This window comes from Streptomyces sp. Y20, assembly GCF_043195475.1.
In the GTDB taxonomy this organism is placed as follows: domain Bacteria; phylum Actinomycetota; class Actinomycetes; order Streptomycetales; family Streptomycetaceae; genus Streptomyces.
Genome location: NZ_JBIDDP010000009.1, coordinates 214,600 through 230,175, shown reverse-complemented (window position 1 = coordinate 230,175; position 15,576 = coordinate 214,600). Strand labels below are relative to the sequence as shown.

The following is a 15,576-nucleotide window of genomic DNA, read 5'->3' as shown; positions in this document are numbered from 1 at the left end:
GCCTTTCGGACGCGGGGGAACCTGCCAGGGGTGCGGTGCGGTGTCCGGGTCGCGGTTCCGCCGCGGGGGCGCGGCCGGCCGGAGCCGGCGGCAGGTCCCCGCGGACCGGAACCGCCCGGGCGCTCAGTGGTTCTTCTTCCAGTCGGCCTGGGCCTTGTCGAGCTGGTCGGCCAGCGTGCCCAGGAACTCCTTCGCGCTCAGCTTGCCGAGCAGCACCTTCTGGAAGTTCGGCTCGTTGTCGGCCTTGGAGAGGGTGTTCCAGTCCGGCAGGTAGTACGGCAGCTGCACGACCTTGGTCTCGGTCCCGTTCAGCGCCTCGGCGGCGAGCTTCGTCGGCTCCGACGCCCGCACCCACGCGTCCTTGGCCGCCTCGGTGTTCGCCGGCACCTGTCCCGCGACCCGGTTCCACCTGCTGTTGGACTCGTGCGAGGCGGCGAACTCGATGAACTTCCAGGCGGCGGCCTTGTGCGCGCTGGACCTGAACAGCGCGAGCCCGTCGACCGGGTTGGACACCTGTACGCGGGTGCCGTCGTCGAGGGTCGGGTCGGGCACGCCCTTGAACCGGCCCTTCAGCGCCTTGGCGTGGTCGGCGTAGGACCCCAGGTTGTGGCTCAGCATCCCGATGGTGCCGGAGTCCCACTGCGCGACCATCTTGGTGAAGTCGTTGTTGACGTCGGCGGACGGGGTGTCCTTCTTGTACAGGCCGGCGTACTTCTCCAGCGCGGCCACGTTCCTGGGGTCGTCGACGGTGGTCCGGTCGCCCTTCCAGAAGGACGTGATCCCACTCTGCCCGTACATCGCGTCCAGGGCCTGCGCGATGGACCCCTCGCCGCCGCGGATGGTGTACCCGAAGCGGTTGCGGCCCCGGTCGGTGAGCTTGCCGGCCGCCGCGTAGAACTTCGTCCAGGTGGTCGGCGGGTCCAGCCTGGCCGCCGCGAACAGGTCGGTGCGGTACCACAGCGTGCCGTTGTTGGCGGAGGTCGGCACGGTGTACGTCCGGCCGGTGCCGCCGGCTGCCTTCACGCTTCGCAGGAACGTCGCGTTGAGCTTGCCGTTCAGGGAGCTGCCGGAGATCCGGTCGTCGAGCGGCTCGAGCGCGCCCTGCGCGGCGACGTCGGCGAGCATGGCCGTACCGATGCCGCCGACGTCGGGCAGGCCGCCGCCCTGGATGGCGGTGTCGTACTTGGACTGGACGCTCGCGGCGGGCACACCGACGTACTTGACCTCGATGCCGGGGTACTTCTTCTCGAAGTCGGCGATGATCTGCTTCCACACGCCGGTGCGGACACCGCCGTTGTTGTCCCAGAAGGTGATCGTGCCCTTGCCGGAGCCCTCGCCCCCCTTGCCCCCCGCGCTGCCGCTGCCGTTGTCGCCGCAGGCGGTGGCGGCCAGGGCGAGGGCGCAGGCCAGGGCGGCGGCCGAGGCGGCCCGTCTGCTGGTGCGGATACGGATGCTGCTCTTCATCGGTCGACTCTCTTCTTCTCTTCTGGTTCTCTGCTGATCCGACGGAGGGACGAAGCGGTGGGACGCCCGGCGGGACGGGGCTGGAGCGGGGTGAACCGGAACCGGGTGAAGGTGGCCGTTCCCGCCGGCCCCGGCCCCAGGGGGGCGGTGGCGAACAGGCCGAGGAGGGCGCCGACCCAGCGCCAGGGGGTGGCCGCGAAGACGGGCCCGGACAGGCGCGGGCCGTCCCCGAGGTCGTAGCGGAACCGGCAGCGTGCCCCGGCCCCGACCTCGATCCGCAGCCGCACCCGGCCACCGGGCGCGGGGCACGGCACCCCGGCGTCGCGTTCGCCGCCCCACGGCCCGGTGACCGGGGCGGGCGCCGCGCCGGCGACCGCCTCCGCGAACCGGTGCACGAACCGGACCGCCCCGTCGGCCCCGCGCTCCAGCCCGATCCAGGTGTACGCGTCCCCGAGCACCGCGAGCCCCGCCCGCGCGCCCGGCACGGTGCCGTCCAGCCGCAGTTCGACCTCGACCGTGCCGGGCGGGCCGGGCAGCCGCTGGGTGAGGATGTTCGGCAGCCTGCGCGGATCGCCCGCGTCGGCCGAGCGCAGACAGGTCAGCCGCAGGCCGTCACCGGAGTGCTGGGTGGCCCAGCCGTCTCCGGGGTTGGCGGTCCACTGCCACTGCCGGCCGTACCGGCCGCCGGGGAAGTCGTCGTCGGTGGCGGGCGCGGCGGGCGGCTGCGGCGGGAGGGCGGGCCGCCGGTGCACGGCGACGGGGACGCCCTCGTCGCCCAGCACGGGCCAGCCTCCCCCGCTCTCGGCTTCGCTCCAGCGCATCGGCTGGAGGTGGACGACCCGGCCGTACGCGCCGCGCTGCTGGAAGTGCAGGAACCAGTCCTCACCGGCCGCGGTGCGCACCCAGCCGCCCTGGTGCGGCCCGTTGACGCCGGTGTCGCCCTGCTCCAGGACGATCCGCTCCTCGTACGGGCCGAAGAACCCGCGCGAGCGGAACGCGCCCTGCCAGCCCGTCGCCACTCCGCCGGCGGGCGCGAGGATCCAGAACCAGCCGTCGTGCCGGTACAGCTTGGGACCCTCCAGCGTGAACCAGCCGGGGATGCGGTCGCCGTCCACGATCACCTCGCCCTCGTCGAGCAGCGAGGTGCCGTCGGGGTGCATGCGGTGGCCGGTGAGGCGGTTCTTCACGCCGGAGCGGGACCTGGCCCAGGCGTGCACGAGATAGGCCTCGCCGGTCTCCTCGTCCCACAGCGGGCACGGGTCGATCAGCCCCTGGCCCGCCTGGACCAGGTGCGGACGGGTCCAGGGTCCCCTGACATCCGGGGCGTTGACCTGGAAGATCCCCTGGTCGGGGTCGCCCCAGAAGATCCAGAAGCGGTCGTCGTGGTGCCGCAGGGACGGCGCCCAGACCCCGCGGTCGTGGCGGGGCGCCGCGAACTCCTCCTCGGGTTCCAGGCGGGCGAGGGCGTGGCCGACGAGGGTCCAGTGGACCAGGTCCCGTGAGTGCAGCAGGGGCAGGCCGGGGACGCGGCCGAAGCTGGAGGCGGTGAGGTAGAAGTCGTCGCCGACCCGGACGACGTCCGGGTCGGACCAGTCGGCGTCCAGCACCGGATTCGTGTAGGTGCCGGGAGTGCTCATGGGCCGACCGCCCTGCGGACCAGGGCCGCCGCCTCGTCCCGTCGCAGCCGGCCGTCGGCGACGACGGTGACGATCCGGCGCACGACGGTCCCGCCGGGCGCGACGGCCAGCCGCTCGCCGTGCGCCAAGGAGGAACCGACCCCGGGGTACTCGGCGGCCCGCACGAACCACGGGTCCCGCCGGGTCTGCCCGGTGGCGCCGGCGAAGACCAGCGTCCAGTCGGCGCCGGCCAGTGCCAGCCAGTCGGCGCGGGTGCCGTGCACCTCCGTCTCGCCCTCCCGGCCGGCGGTGAACACCCGTGGCGTCCCCTCCTCCTTGCGGGCCCGCCAGAAGAAGCCGCCGTAGGCCGCGCCGGGCCGTCCGTTGGTGGCGGGGCTGCCGATCGACAGGGGGCCGGGGGTGATGTTGGTGAGGGAGAAGGTGAGGTCCAGCGCCCAGGCGGTGGCGGTGAGCCCGATGACGGCGACGGTACGGCGCTCGCGCAGCAGCTCGGTTCCGGCGGCGGCCCAGCGCAGCTCCTCCACGAAGCCGTCCGGATCGCTCAGCTGGAAGCCGGTGTGCCGCTGGACGCCGTGGTCGTCCAGTTCGGCCGGCCCCCGGTCCCGCACGAAGGTCCGCCCGCCCCAGAAGTTGTGCCCCTCGACGTCGGGGACGGCGACACCGACGCCGAGGTGGTGGGCGTGGTCGGCGGGGGAAGCCTCGGTGACCGCCGTGCCGGCCAGGGTGGTGAGGGGGTGCAGGTAGGGGCGCGGGGAGAGCCGGGCGGGCAGCTCCGGCCGGAAGACGTACCGGCCGACCGGGCGGCCCGCGGCCCGCAGGACCAGGGTGTCCTTCGACGTCATCGGGTGCTCACCTCTTTCGGTGGCGCCCAGTCGGCGCCCAGTTCGGAGTAGAGGGCGAGACGGTCGGCCGACGCCGCGACCAGGTCCTCGATGCCGGGCACGATCCGGCGCCGTTCGGCGGGCAGTAGCCGCCAGGCGTGTCCGGGCAGCGGTGCCGGGTCGGGGGCCGCCCGGACGGCCTCGACGACCCGCATGAAGGCGCCCGTCTCTGCCGGCGGCACCAGCAGTCCGCCGCCCCCGGCCAGGTGCCCGGCCAGGTTCTCCAGCAGGTCCGTGCGGCCGTACACGAGCTCCTCGGGGCCGTGGCCGGCCCGCTGAAGCAGCACCCGGTCCTGCTTGTACCAGAAGGTGATCCGGCCGGCGCTCCCGTGCACCACCACGTACGGCTCCCCGGGCCGTTCGGCGCACAGGGTCGCCGCGACCGTCACCGGGCCGCGCGGGGTGCGGACGCGGACGCAGGAGGTGTCGTCGGACTCGATGGCGTTGGCGCGCAGCAGCTCGGTCTCGACGCCGGTGACGTCCTCGGCGCGGGTGGTGCCGAGCACGGCCAGGCCGGTGGCTACGGCGTGCGCGAGGGGGTTGGTGAGCACGCCGTCGACCACGTCGGTGCCGTGCAGGCGCCGCCGGCCCGCCCAGGGCGCGCGCCGGTAGTAGGCCTCGTCGCGGGCCCAGGCGCCGGCCCCGCCCACCCCGGTGACCTCGCCGATCGCGCCCTCGGCGACGAACCGGCGGATCGCGGGCAGGGCGTGCGAGCCCAGCGACTGGAAGCCGATCTGGCAGGCGACGCCGGCCTTCGCGAGGCCGTCGGCCATGCGGCGGAACTCGGCGTAGGAGGGCGCGGGCGGCTTCTCCAGCAGCACGTGCGCCCCGTGCCCGCCGGCGGTGAGGGCCAGAGCGGTGTGGGTGGGGATCGGCGTGCAGATGACCGCGATCCGGGCACCGGTGGCCGCCAGGAGCGCCCCGAGGTCGGCCGACTGCTCCGGTGCGCCGAGGCCGTCCGGGATCTCGCCGGCGGCGAGCGGGGCCAGTTCGCAGATCCCGGCCAGCCGGAGGACGCCCCGGGCCTGGAGGCGGCGGATGTTGTCCAGGTGCCGGCGGCCGTGTCCGCGCGCGCCCGCCAGGACGACGGGTACGGTCATGGCGTCCTCCCCGCGTCCGTACGGCGGGCCGTCCGCCGGGAGGTGACCGGGTGGCGTGTCATCCCTTCACCGCCCCCGCGCTGAAGCCGGTGATCAGCCACTTCTGGATGAAGGCGAACACGATCACCACGGGCACTGCGGCGATGATGCCGCCCGCCGCCAGGGCGCCCAGGTCGACGCTGTCCGCGCTCATCAGGGTGTTGAGGCCCACCGGGATGGTCTGCTTGCTCTGGTCGGACAGGAACATCAAGGCGAACAGGAAGTGGTTCCAGGCGTGCACGAAGGCGAAGGAGCCGACGGCGATCAGCCCGGGCCGCAGCAGCGGCAGGACGACGATCCGGAAGGCGGTGAAGCGGTTGCAGCCGTCCACCCAGGCGGCCTCCTCCAGCGAGTAGGGCACGTTCCGGATGAACCCGCTGATCAGGATCATCGACAGCGGCAGCTGGAAGACGGTCTCGGCGAGGACGACGCTGCCGAGGGAGTTGATCATCGACAGCTTGGCGAAGATCTCGAACAGCGGCACCAGCAGCAGCGCGCCCGGCACGAACTGGGAGCACAGCAGGGCCAGCATGAAGCCGCGTTTGAACCGGAAGTCGAAGCGGGCCAGGGCGTAGCCGCCGGCCAGGGCGACGACGGTGGTCAGCAGCAGGGTGGCGACGCCGACGTAGACGCTGTTGGTGAAGTAGGTGCCGAAGCCGCGTTCGGTCCACACCTTCCGGAAGTGCTCGCCGGTCATGGGCCAGGGCACGAGCGAGGTGGAGCCGGCCGGGCGGAGCGCGAAGAGCAGGATCCAGTAGAAGGGGATCAGGGTGAAGAGGAGGTAGATCCCCAGCGGGACGTAGATCTGCCAGCGCGGTGCCTCGTGCCAGGCGCGCCGTTTCCGGCCGGCCGGTGCGGGTTCGGGCGCCACGCGCTCGGGTGCGGGAGCGATCTCGGTGATCACTTGGACCCACCTCCGAACTTGCTCAGCCGCAGATAGACGATCGAGCAGAAGAGCAGGATGACGAACGCCACCGTGGTCAGGGCGGAGGCGTAGCCGAAGTTGTGGGCGTCGACGCTGGTCCTGGCGATGTAGAGCGGCAGCGTCGTGGTCTCGCCGGCCGGGCCGCCGCCGGTCAGGGTGTAGAGCAGGTCGACGTTGTTGAACTCCCACACCGCGCGCAGCAGGGTGGCCAGCACGATCGCGTCCTTCAGGTGGGGCAGCGTGATGTGCCAGAACTGCTCGAGCCGGCTCGCCCCGTCGACCTCGGCGGCCTCGTACAGGTCCCGGGAGACGGACTGGAGGTCGGCGAGGATGAGGATCGCGAAGAAGGGGACGCCGCGCCAGAGGTCGGCGGCCACCGCCGCCGGGAACACCGTGGAGGTGTCCGACAGCCAGCTGGTGCCGTAGGGACCCAGGCCCGCGTCGGCGAGGTAGCGGGTCACGCCCGTCTGGGAGTTGTACAGCAACACCCAGATCGCGGAGGTGAGGACGCCGGAGACGGCCCAGGGCGAGAAGACGAGGGCGCGGCCCACCGCCCGCCCCACGAAGGTCTGGTTGACGATGAGCGCCAGGGCGAGGCCGAACAGCAACTGCAACCCGACTTCCACCGCGACCCACTTGGCGCTGAAGGTCAACGTGTCCCAGAACTGCGGGTCGTGGGCGAAGGCCTGGGTGAAGTTGCCGAGGCCCGCGAAGCCGTTCCGCCACGGCTTGGTGGGGTTGTAGTCCTGGAGGCTGTAGTAGAAGACGTTGAACACCGGGTAGGCGATGAAGCCCAGCATGAGCAGGGCGGCCGGGGCGATCAGCACGTACGGCAGCCTGCGCGGGGTCGCGGAGGTACGGCGCCGCCGGGGTGGCGCGGGCGGTTTCGCCACGGCTGCGGCTTGGGCCATGACTGTTCTCCGTTCACAGGGGGGCGGGTACAGCGGATGCAGCGGGTGGACCGCGGACCCGGGGCAGGACATAGGAAGCGCTTGCTACATACACATGGGTGGGCGCCTCCGCCCTGGGTGGGGCGGTCAGCCGGCGTACGGGTCCGGGACCGTGCCCGGCCGGGCGAGGAACTCGAAGTCGCAGCCGGTGTCGGCCTGCGTGATCTGCTGCTCGTAGAGGGCGCCGTAGCCGCGCCCGAAACGGGCGGGCGGCGGGGTCCACGCGGCCCGCCGGCGCTCCAGCTCCTCGTCGTCCACGTGGAGGTGCAGATTGCGGGCCCCGACGTCCAGGGTGACGAGGTCGCCGTCGCGCACCAGGGCCAGCGGTCCGCCGACGTACGACTCCGGGGCGACGTGCAGGACGCAGGCGCCGTAACTCGTGCCGCTCATCCGGGCGTCGGAGATCCGGACCATGTCCCGCACACCCTGCTTCAGCAGGTGGTCCGGGATGGGGAGCATGCCGTACTCGGGCATGCCCGGGCCGCCCTTGGGACCGGCGTTGCGCAGCACCAGGACGCTGTCGGCGGTGATGCCGAGCGAGGGGTCGTCGATGGTGCGCTGCATGGTCCGGTAGTCGTCGAAGACGACGGCCGGGCCCGTGTGCTTCAGCAGGCGGGGCTCGGCGGCGATGTGCTTGATGACGGCGCCGTCCGGGCAGAGGTTGCCGCGCAGCACCGCGACCCCGCCCTCGCTCGCGACCGGGTTGTCCCGGGGCCGGATGACGTCGTCGTCGTGGACCCGGGCGCCCGCGAGCTGCTCGCGCAGGGTGTCGTGCGCCGCGGTCGGCCGGTCCAGGTGGAGCAGGTCGGTGATCCGGGAGAGGAAGCCGGGCAGACCGCCGGCGAAGTGGAAGTCCTCCATCAGGTACCGCTGTCCGCCGGGGCGGACAGCGGCGAGGACCGGGACGGTGCGGGCGACGCGGTCGAAGTCGTCCAGGGTGAGCCGTACGCCCGCCCGGCCCGCCATGGCGATCAGATGGATCACGGCGTTGGTGGAGCCGCCGAGGCCCAGCACGGTGGTGACCGCGTCCTCGAACGCCTCCGGGGTGAGGATGTGGGACAGTCTCCGGTCCCGGTGGACCAGGTCCACGACGGCCAGGCCGGCCCTGGCGGCCATCCGGTCGTGCCCGGAGTCCACCGCCGGGATGCTGGACGCGCCCGGCACGGTCACGCCGAGCGCCTCGGCGGCGGCCGTCAGCGTGGAGGCCGTACCCATGGTCATGCAGTGGCCGGGTGAGCGGGCCAGACCGCTCTCCAGCTCGGTCATCTCGCAGTCGCCGATGAGGCCGGCCCGCTTGTCGTCCCAGTACTTCCACATGTCGGTGCCCGAGCCCAGGACCTCGCCCCGCCAGTGCCCCGGCAGCATGGGCCCGGCCGGTACGAACACGGCGGGCAGGTCCACGGAGGCGGCGCCCATCAGCAGGGCGGGCGTGGACTTGTCGCAGCCGCCCATCAGCACGGCGCCGTCGACGGGGTACGAGCGCAGCAGCTCCTCGGTCTCCATGGCGAGCATGTTGCGGTAGAGCATCGGGGTCGGCTTCTGGAAGGTCTCGCTGAGGGTGGAGACCGGGAACTCCAGCGGGAAGCCGCCCGCCTGCCACACCCCGCGCTTGACGGCCTGGGCGCGGTCGCGGAGGTGGACGTGGCAGGGGTTGATGTCGGACCAGGTGTTGAGGATCGCGATGACCGGCTTGCCGAGGTGTTCCTCGGGCAGGTAGCCGAGCTGGCGGGTACGGGCGCGGTGGCTGAAGGAGCGCAGGCCGTCGGTGCCGTACCACTGGTGGCTCCTCAGGTCCTGCGGACTCCTGCGGGGTGCGTTCATATCGACCACCCGGCGGCGATGGCGGCGACCTCGGCGCGCTTGTCCTCGGGCAGCGGCCGGCTCGGCGGCCGGACGTCCCGGCGGCACAGGCCGAGCGCGGCGAGGGCCTCCTTGACGACGGTGACGTTGTTGGCGTTGCCGTGCGCGGCCCGCAGCTCCTCGAAGCGGCGGATCTGCTCCCAGATCTTCATGGCGGCCGGATAGTCGCCGCAGCGGAGCGCTTCGAGCATGTTCCGGGAGACGGCCGGAGCGACGTTCACCAGCCCGGAGGTGAAGCCGGTGGCGCCCGCGGAGAAGTAGGAGGGGGCGTACGGTTCGGCGAGTCCCGCCACCCACACGAAGCGCTCCAGGCCCGCGTCCCGGGCGAAGGCCGCGAACCGGGCGGCGTCCGGGACGGCGTACTTGACCCCGATGACGTTCGGGCAGTGGCCGGCGAGTTCGGCGAGGCGGGCGCCGGGCAGCTGGGCGTTGCGCAGGTAGGGCACCACGCCCAGCTCCGGGACGGATTCGGCGATGGCGCGGTGGTAGTCGACCCAGCCGGCCGCCGACACGTACGGGTGCACCGGCTGGTGGACCATGACCATGCCGGCGCCGAGGTCGCGGGCGTGCCGGGCGGAGGCGATCGCGGTGGGCAGGTCGTGTCCGACCCCGACGAGGACCGTGGCCCGGTCGCCGGCCTCCTCGACGGTCCACTCCGTGACCAGGCGGCGCTCCTCGGGGGTGAGGGCGTAGAACTCGCCCGTGTTGCCGTTCGGGGTGAGGGTGGTGATCCCGCCGTCGAGCAGGCGACGCAGCAGGGCCCGGTGGGTGTCCCGGTCGACGGAGCCGTCCTCGGCGAACGGGGTCACCGGGATGGCCACCACGTCGGCCAGCGCCGCCCGCCGGGACTCGAACGTCACGCTGCTCATTGATGACCTTCCGCTGGGAGGAGCTCGGGGAAAGCACGGCGTACGAAGGACCCGATGTGGGCGCGCAGGGCGCCCGCCGCGCCGTCCGCGTCTGCTTCCAGCGCCAGCCGCAGGATCTCCCGGTGCTCGGCGGCCTCGCGCTCCCAGGAGGGGTCGGCCGCCCAGGCCACGGCGGAGACCAGGGCGGCCTGGTCGCGGACCTCGTCCAGCATCCGGCCGAGCAGCGGGTTGCCGCACGGCAGATACAGGGCGCGGTGGAACTCGCGGTTGGCCAGGGAGCGTTCGGCGGTGTCGGTGGCCTCGTCGGCGCGGGTGAGCGCCTCGCGGGCGGCGTCGAGGCAGGCACCGCGTTCGACCGCCCGCCGCAGGGCCTCCGGTTCCAGCAGCAGCCGCACGTCGTAGACCTCGCGCGCCATGTCCGCGTCCACCATGCGCACCGTGACGCCCTTGTACTGGCTCATCACGACCAGACCGGTCCCGGCGAGGGTCTTCAGCGCTTCGCGCACCGGGGTCTTGGACACCCCGAACTGCGCGGCCAGTTCCGTCTCGACCAGGGCCTGACCGGGTGTCAGCACGCCGGTGAGGATGCGGTGTTTGATCGCGTCGAGCACGACTTGCGTGCGGGACGGGATCGGGGTGGGCACAGAGGTCATGCGGCCCTCTCGGATCTCACATATCGCGTCTCATATATGACGTACGAAGTACGACGCGTCGAAGGTAGGAGGGGGCGCGTGTTTCGTCAATGCTTCCGGCACAGGAAGCCGCGACGACCGGTGGACGCCGTGTCAGAAGGTGTGCCGGTCGCCCTCGCGGGCCGTGCCGGTGGGCCGGCCGGAGACGGCGGCGGCCCGGGCGGTGGCCGACTCCCGGGTGAGGGCGGGCCCCACATGAGTGACGAGCAGTTCGCGCACACCGGCGTCACGGGCCGCACGGCCGGCGTCCTCGGGCGTCAGATGCACCTGCCCGCAGTGTTCGCCTTCGCGATGTTCCCGGAGGTCCGCCTCGCACAGGAACAGGTCGGCGCGGGCGGCGAGTTCGGTGAGCGCGGGGCAGGGACCGCTGTCCCCGGAGTACGCGAACACACTCCCCTGGCACTCGGCGCGCAGCCCGTACGCCTCGGTGCCGTGGGCGACGGCGCGCGCGGTGAGGCGCAGGTTCCAGTGCCGGACGTCGTGGCCGTCGTACAGGCTCCGGAAGTCGAGGATGTCCTTCAGGAAGCCGACGTCCGCACGCCCGAGGAAGCCGGCCAGGCGCCGGGCGCAGTCCTGCGGGGCGTACACCGGGACCGGCGCGGGCGGGGTCATCCCGCCGAAGGCGAACGCGTAGGCGGCGGCGAGCAGGTCGGCGCTGTGATCGGCGTGCAGGTGCGAGATCCAGATCGCGGTGAGCCGCGCGGGATCCGTGTACTGCTGCAACGCGGCGAACGTGCCGGGCCCCGCGTCCACCCACACCTCGGCACCCCCGCCGGACAGCAGGTATCCGGAACACGGCCGGCCCGGACCGGGGTGCGGCGAAGCGGTGCCGAGGACGGTGAGGGTGAGGGGCATGCGAGTGAGCGTACGACGCGGACCGTGACCGGGGCGCGGAAAGGGCACCTCCCGTGGCGCCGTCCGGCCCGCGCCCCCACCCGCCTTCACCGGCGCCGCGCTGATCCGTCACGCGGCACGCGAGGGTCACGCGCCGGCGAAGCGGGCCCGCACCGCTCGGCCCACCGTGCGACGCACACCCGCGCCGGCGCCACCCGGCCCACCGGCCGCCGGGCCCGCGCCGCCCGTCCGGCTCCCCCCTACGGCCGCCAGCCCGGCTCCCGGCCGCTCAGCCCCACCGTCCGGTCCAGCAGGGGCGCGTCGGCCGGGACGGGGACGACCGGGCCGAACGGCGCGTTCCCGCGGCTGGGGTCGCCGGCCGCGGCGAGCAGGAAGCCGTGGGCCGCCTCGAGGGCGGCCGGGTCGGGCGTGTAGTCCTGGCCGGTGGCACGGGCCAGGTCCCACCCGTGGATCACCAGTTCGTCGGCGACGACCGCGCCCGCGACCGCGGCCGGCAGGTCCACCCCGCCGGCACGGGTGTCGCCGGTCCAGGCGGCCGGCTCGCGCCAGGCGCCGGCCAGCTCGTCGAGCGCCGTGGTCAGTTCCTCGCGCCAGCCGGGGCCGATGTCCGGGACGAGGGCGTCCGGGCTGGTGTCGGTCGTCGGGCCGAGGTCCTTGCGGGCGGCGTCACGGAACGCCACGGACAGCGTCAGCAGGTGGCCCAGCAGGTTCCGCACCGCGAGGCCCGGGCACGGTGTGGCGCCCGTCATCTGCTCATCGGTCACGGACCCGGCGAGCCGGTCCACGATCCTGGCCTGCGGGCCCAGATCCACCCCGGTCATCTCTCATCACTCCCTCGGTGTCGGCTCCCCCGTACGCAATGCTGACCGGCCGGCGCCCCGGAACTCATCGGCCGCGCGCTGCCGTATCCGGCACTTTCCCGATCCGGCGGGGGCGCCTTATCCGCACGATGAGCCGGTATGACGACTTCCTGGACCGCGGCGCGTGTGCTGCGGGATCGTACGGCGGGGCTGTATCTCGCCGGTGTGGTGGTGTCCGCGTTCGGTACCTCCTCGCTGTGGCTGGCCTCGGGTGTGTGGGTGAAGGACCTCACCGGGTCGGACGGCCTGGCCGCCCTGTGCCCACTGGCCCTGTGGGCACCCACCCTGGCGGGGCCGGCCCTGGGGACGCTCGCCGACCGGACGCGCCGCAGGCCCCTGCTCGTCGCGCTGGACCTGGGGCTGGCGGGCCTGCTCCTCGTGCTGCTCGCCGTCGGCTCAGCCGGCCGGGTCTGGCTGCTGTTCGCCGTGCTGTTCCTGTACGGCGCCGCCGACGCCGTCCACGACGCGGCCGAGTCGGCTCTGGTCGCCGCCGCCGTCGGCCCGGAGCTCCTCGGCGACTTCAACGGGCTGCGGATGACCGTCACGGAGGGCATGAAACTGGTCGCCCCGCTGACCGGGGCGGCCCTGTACGCGGCCTGCGGCGGCCCGGCGGTGGCCTGTCTGGACGCGGTCACGTTCGTCGTCGCCGCCGGGCTGTGCGCGCTGCTGCGCGTGCGGGAGGAGCCGCCCGTCCGGTCCGGCGACGGCTGGCGGAGGCGGACCGCGGAGGGCGTCCGGCACCTGTGGGCGCAGCCGGAGCTGCGCACGCTGGTCCGGGCGGGCGGTACGACGATGCTGCTGACCTCGCTCGGCAGCGCGACCGTGTACGCCGTCGTCGGCCGCCTCGGCCACTCCCCCGCCTTCACCGGCGTGCTGTACGCCGCCCAGGGAGCCGGTTCGGTGGTGGCCGGGCTGCTCGCCGGGCCCGCGCTGCGGCGGTTCGGCGAGCACCGGCTCGCGGCGGCCGGGATCGCGCTGACGGGGGCCGCGGCGCTCGCGCGGGCCGTGCCGTCGGACGCGGTGGTCCTGATGTCCGGTGCCGCGGCGGGGCTGGGGCTGCCCTGTGTGCTGGTCGCCGTGTTCACCGCCGTGCAGCGCCGCACGCCCGGCCCGCTCCTCGGCCGGGTGACGGCCACCGCCGGCACGCTGGTCCTCGCCCCGAACGTGCTCGGGCTCGCCCTCGGGGCCGGTCTGGTCGAACTGGCCGGCCCCGGGCTGCTACTTCCGGTCTACGGCGTGGCGCTGCTGCTGACGGCGATCGCGCCGGCTCAGCGGGCGGCCAGTGCCTCCCGCACCGCCGCCAGGTCCCCGTCCGACGCCAACCCGGCGTGATACAGCCGTAGTTCCGTGGCGCCCTCGGCACGCGCGCGTGCCGCGTCCGCGGCGAGGGCGCCGGGGCTGCCGCCCATCCCGGCGACGACCGTGAGGTTGGCGGCCAGCACCGTCCGCTCCCCCGCGTGCGCGGCGAACGGCGCCAGCGGGGCCGTACCACCCGTGCAGGGCACCACCACGCCGTCGGCGACCGAGAGGATGCGGGCGGGGTCGACGCCGGCGTTGGCGCCGCAGTGGTAGGACACCGGGTCGGCGTGCAGGAGCACCTGGAAGCCGCCGGGCGCGGCGGCGCGTACGGCGGTGACGGCCTCCTCCTGGAGGGTGCGGGCGGTGGTGTCGCGCCACGCGCGCGTGGCGGCCGCGGTGTCCGCCCCGAGGAGCCTGTCCACCGTCGGCCAGCCCCGGTCGTCCGCCGTGCCCCGCCACAGCGGTTCGAGCGCGGTCCGTACGTCCGCCGCCAGCTCGCCGGCGTCGAGGCCGTGCGCGCCGTAGCCGGCGCGGCAGGACGGGCAGAAGCAGAGCGACATCAGGTACTGCCCGGCCTCGCCGAGGCCGACGCCGGCCGTCTTGTCGTGGGCGTGCAGGTGCGCCAGCCCGTACCAGCCGAGGGACTCCAGTTCGGTGCCGTGCGCGCCGGGGCGTACGGCGGCCTCGGCCGCCAGGTCGACCAGGTACGCGCGCGTGGCGGGCTGGGCGATGCAGGGTGCCCACGGGTAGCGGTCGCCGTAGGCGTTGACGACCGAGGTGTCGGGGTGCTCGGCGCCGAGGCGGGAGTTGTGGGCGAGGACGACCCAGGTGTGCACCTCCAGGCCGGCCGCGGCGAGTGCGTCGGCGGCCTCGCCGTAGGCGTTGCCGGGGGCCCAGCGGCCGGCGGGGTAGGGCCGCAGGCCTCTGCCCGCCCAGCGGCCGCCCGGCGGGTAGAGGACGGCAGCGTACTCGGCGGTGACGATGCGGTGGCGGGGGTGACGGGGGGTCAGGGCGCGGGTGGAGTGGTAGGCGGCGGCGAGGGTCACCTGGCCGACCCCGAGTCCGGCGATGCGCGCGGGGGCCCCGGGGTCCCCGTTGACGTCCCAGGGGTACACGAACGCCGACGCCTTCACGCGTCCTCCTCCAGCAGGGCGTAGCCGCGTTCGATCAGCCGGGCGAGTTGTTCGAGGTGGTCCTCGGCCGGTTCGTGCAGCGGGGGCCGGACCTCGCCGACGTCCAGGCCGCGCAGCCGTACCCCGGCCTTGACGAGGGAGACGGAGTATCCGCGGCCCTGGGCGCGCAGTTCGACGAACGGGCGGTAGAAGCCGTCCAGGAGGCGGTGGACGGTGCCCAGGTCGCCGGTCTCCAGGGCCCGGTGGAAGGCGAGGGCGAGTTCCGGCGCGAAGCAGAACACGGCCGAGGAGTACAGGGGGATGCCGAGGGCGCGGTAGGCCAGCTGGGTCTGTTCGGCGGTGGGCAGGCCGTTGAAGTACAGGAAGTCGCCGGGCGCCTCGGTGCGGACGGCGCTGACCGTGCGCTGCATGAGGTCGAGGTCGCCGAGGCCGTCCTTGAGGCCGATGACGCCGTCGGTGCGGGCCAGTTCGACGACGGTCGCCGGGGTGAGGACGGCGTTGTCGCGCTGGTAGACGATCACGGGCAGGGCGGTGGCCGCGGCGATCTCCTGGTAGTGCCGCAGCAGTCCGCTCTGGCCGGCGAGGACGAGGTACGGCGGCATGGCGAGGAGGCCGTCGGCGCCCGCGCCCGCGGCGAGGCGCGCGTAGCGCACGGCGAGCGCGGTGCCGTAGCCGGCTCCCGCGACGACCGGGACGCGCCCCTCGGCCGCCTCCACGGCCACCCGCACGCAGGCCTCGAACTCCTCCGGCAGCAGCGCGTGGAACTCCCCGGTGCCGCAGCAGGCGAACACGGCGGCGGCACCGGCCGCGACGCCCCGGCGCACGTGGGTGCGGTAGGCGTCGAGGTCGAGCGAGCCGCCGGGGCCGAAGGCCGTTACGGGGAAGAAGAGCGGCCCGCTCGGGTCACTGAGCCGGGCGGCGAGAGGGGCTGGCGTCACAGGCGCTCCCTGTCGGTGCATGCTTCTGATCGTCGTCCATATCTCTGAACGATCTCACGCTACGGGCCGCCATC

The 15,576-nt window shown here is 73.9% G+C and carries 14 protein-coding genes; 1 reads left to right on the top strand and 13 read right to left on the bottom strand.

The genetic code is table 11. The annotated features are described in order from the left end of the window. Positions 1 to 123: 123 nt before the first annotated feature. The 11 genes from ACGFT1_RS23690 to ACGFT1_RS23640 all read right to left on the bottom strand — a co-directional run bounded on the left by ACGFT1_RS23690 (position 124) and on the right by ACGFT1_RS23640 (position 12,093). Complete coding sequence (locus ACGFT1_RS23690; RefSeq protein WP_373910949.1) at positions 124 to 1,464, bottom strand: sugar ABC transporter substrate-binding protein; 1,341 nt, start codon at positions 1,462 to 1,464, stop codon at positions 124 to 126. Further along, positions 1,461 to 3,101 carry a family 43 glycosylhydrolase gene (locus ACGFT1_RS23685; RefSeq protein ID WP_373910948.1) on the bottom strand — a complete coding sequence of 547 codons (1,641 nt, stop codon included), beginning with the start codon at positions 3,099 to 3,101 and terminating at the stop codon, positions 1,461 to 1,463. The genes ACGFT1_RS23690 and ACGFT1_RS23685 overlap by 4 nt, the downstream gene beginning before the upstream one ends. Further along, positions 3,098 to 3,943 carry a PmoA family protein gene (locus tag ACGFT1_RS23680; RefSeq protein ID WP_373910947.1) on the bottom strand — a complete coding sequence of 282 codons (846 nt, stop codon included), beginning with the start codon at positions 3,941 to 3,943 and terminating at the stop codon, positions 3,098 to 3,100. Before ACGFT1_RS23680 ends, ACGFT1_RS23685 begins: the two co-directional genes overlap by 4 nt. After that, positions 3,940 to 5,082 carry a Gfo/Idh/MocA family protein gene (locus tag ACGFT1_RS23675; RefSeq protein WP_373910946.1) on the bottom strand — a complete coding sequence of 381 codons (1,143 nt, stop codon included), beginning with the start codon at positions 5,080 to 5,082 and terminating at the stop codon, positions 3,940 to 3,942. The genes ACGFT1_RS23680 and ACGFT1_RS23675 overlap by 4 nt, the downstream gene beginning before the upstream one ends. Before the next feature lie 58 nt (positions 5,083 to 5,140). Then, positions 5,141 to 6,025: a carbohydrate ABC transporter permease gene (locus ACGFT1_RS23670; protein WP_373910945.1), complete on the bottom strand. Its 885-nt coding sequence runs from the start codon at positions 6,023 to 6,025 to the stop codon at positions 5,141 to 5,143. Further along, complete coding sequence (locus ACGFT1_RS23665; RefSeq protein WP_373910944.1) at positions 6,022 to 6,957, bottom strand: carbohydrate ABC transporter permease; 936 nt, start codon at positions 6,955 to 6,957, stop codon at positions 6,022 to 6,024. The genes ACGFT1_RS23670 and ACGFT1_RS23665 overlap by 4 nt, the downstream gene beginning before the upstream one ends. Positions 6,958 to 7,083: 126 nt before the next feature. Beyond that, complete coding sequence (araD, locus tag ACGFT1_RS23660) at positions 7,084 to 8,817, bottom strand: L-arabinonate dehydratase (protein ID WP_373910943.1); 1,734 nt, start codon at positions 8,815 to 8,817, stop codon at positions 7,084 to 7,086. Beyond that, on the bottom strand, positions 8,814 to 9,725 hold the full coding sequence (locus ACGFT1_RS23655; RefSeq protein ID WP_373910942.1) for a dihydrodipicolinate synthase family protein: 912 nt from the start codon (positions 9,723 to 9,725) through the stop codon (positions 8,814 to 8,816). Before ACGFT1_RS23655 ends, araD begins: the two co-directional genes overlap by 4 nt. Beyond that, the gene (locus ACGFT1_RS23650; protein WP_373910940.1) at positions 9,722 to 10,378 is read right to left on the bottom strand and encodes a GntR family transcriptional regulator; all 657 of its coding nucleotides are present in this window, start codon (positions 10,376 to 10,378) and stop codon (positions 9,722 to 9,724) included. Before ACGFT1_RS23650 ends, ACGFT1_RS23655 begins: the two co-directional genes overlap by 4 nt. A gap of 132 nt (positions 10,379 to 10,510) precedes the next feature. Continuing rightward, entirely contained in the window at positions 10,511 to 11,272 is a 762-nt protein-coding gene (locus tag ACGFT1_RS23645; protein WP_373910939.1) for an MBL fold metallo-hydrolase, read from the bottom strand. A gap of 239 nt (positions 11,273 to 11,511) precedes the next feature. Continuing rightward, positions 11,512 to 12,093 (bottom strand): TIGR03086 family metal-binding protein, encoded by a 582-nt coding sequence (locus ACGFT1_RS23640; RefSeq protein WP_373910938.1) that lies wholly within the window; start codon positions 12,091 to 12,093, stop codon positions 11,512 to 11,514. Between the two features lie 138 nt (positions 12,094 to 12,231). Here ACGFT1_RS23640 and ACGFT1_RS23635 point away from each other — a divergent pair, with 138 nt between their 5' ends. After that, positions 12,232 to 13,464 carry an MFS transporter gene (locus ACGFT1_RS23635; protein ID WP_373910937.1) on the top strand — a complete coding sequence of 411 codons (1,233 nt, stop codon included), beginning with the start codon at positions 12,232 to 12,234 and terminating at the stop codon, positions 13,462 to 13,464. On the opposite strand, the gene ACGFT1_RS23630 is transcribed toward ACGFT1_RS23635, so the two are convergent. Beyond that, complete coding sequence (locus tag ACGFT1_RS23630) at positions 13,401 to 14,564, bottom strand: hypothetical protein (protein ID WP_373910936.1); 1,164 nt, start codon at positions 14,562 to 14,564, stop codon at positions 13,401 to 13,403. The two genes, ACGFT1_RS23635 and ACGFT1_RS23630, sit on opposite strands and share 64 nt — an antisense overlap. Beyond that, entirely contained in the window at positions 14,561 to 15,502 is a 942-nt protein-coding gene (locus tag ACGFT1_RS23625) for a 5-dehydro-4-deoxyglucarate dehydratase (RefSeq protein ID WP_373910935.1), read from the bottom strand. Before ACGFT1_RS23625 ends, ACGFT1_RS23630 begins: the two co-directional genes overlap by 4 nt. Positions 15,503 to 15,576: the final 74 nt, after the last annotated feature.

Coding starts and splice junctions, on each gene's coding strand:
- ACGFT1_RS23675 (WP_373910946.1), bottom strand. CDS start 5,082: ATGACCGTACCCGTCGTCCTGGCGGGCGCGCGCGGACACGGCCGCCGG.
- ACGFT1_RS23680 (WP_373910947.1), bottom strand. CDS start 3,943: ATGACGTCGAAGGACACCCTGGTCCTGCGGGCCGCGGGCCGCCCGGTC.
- ACGFT1_RS23650 (WP_373910940.1), bottom strand. CDS start 10,378: ATGACCTCTGTGCCCACCCCGATCCCGTCCCGCACGCAAGTCGTGCTC.
- ACGFT1_RS23655 (WP_373910942.1), bottom strand. CDS start 9,725: ATGAGCAGCGTGACGTTCGAGTCCCGGCGGGCGGCGCTGGCCGACGTG.
- ACGFT1_RS23635 (WP_373910937.1), top strand. CDS start 12,232: ATGACGACTTCCTGGACCGCGGCGCGTGTGCTGCGGGATCGTACGGCG.
- ACGFT1_RS23685 (WP_373910948.1), bottom strand. CDS start 3,101: ATGAGCACTCCCGGCACCTACACGAATCCGGTGCTGGACGCCGACTGG.
- ACGFT1_RS23645 (WP_373910939.1), bottom strand. CDS start 11,272: ATGCCCCTCACCCTCACCGTCCTCGGCACCGCTTCGCCGCACCCCGGT.
- ACGFT1_RS23690 (WP_373910949.1), bottom strand. CDS start 1,464: ATGAAGAGCAGCATCCGTATCCGCACCAGCAGACGGGCCGCCTCGGCC.
- ACGFT1_RS23665 (WP_373910944.1), bottom strand. CDS start 6,957: ATGGCCCAAGCCGCAGCCGTGGCGAAACCGCCCGCGCCACCCCGGCGG.
- araD (WP_373910943.1), bottom strand. CDS start 8,817: ATGAACGCACCCCGCAGGAGTCCGCAGGACCTGAGGAGCCACCAGTGG.
- ACGFT1_RS23640 (WP_373910938.1), bottom strand. CDS start 12,093: ATGACCGGGGTGGATCTGGGCCCGCAGGCCAGGATCGTGGACCGGCTC.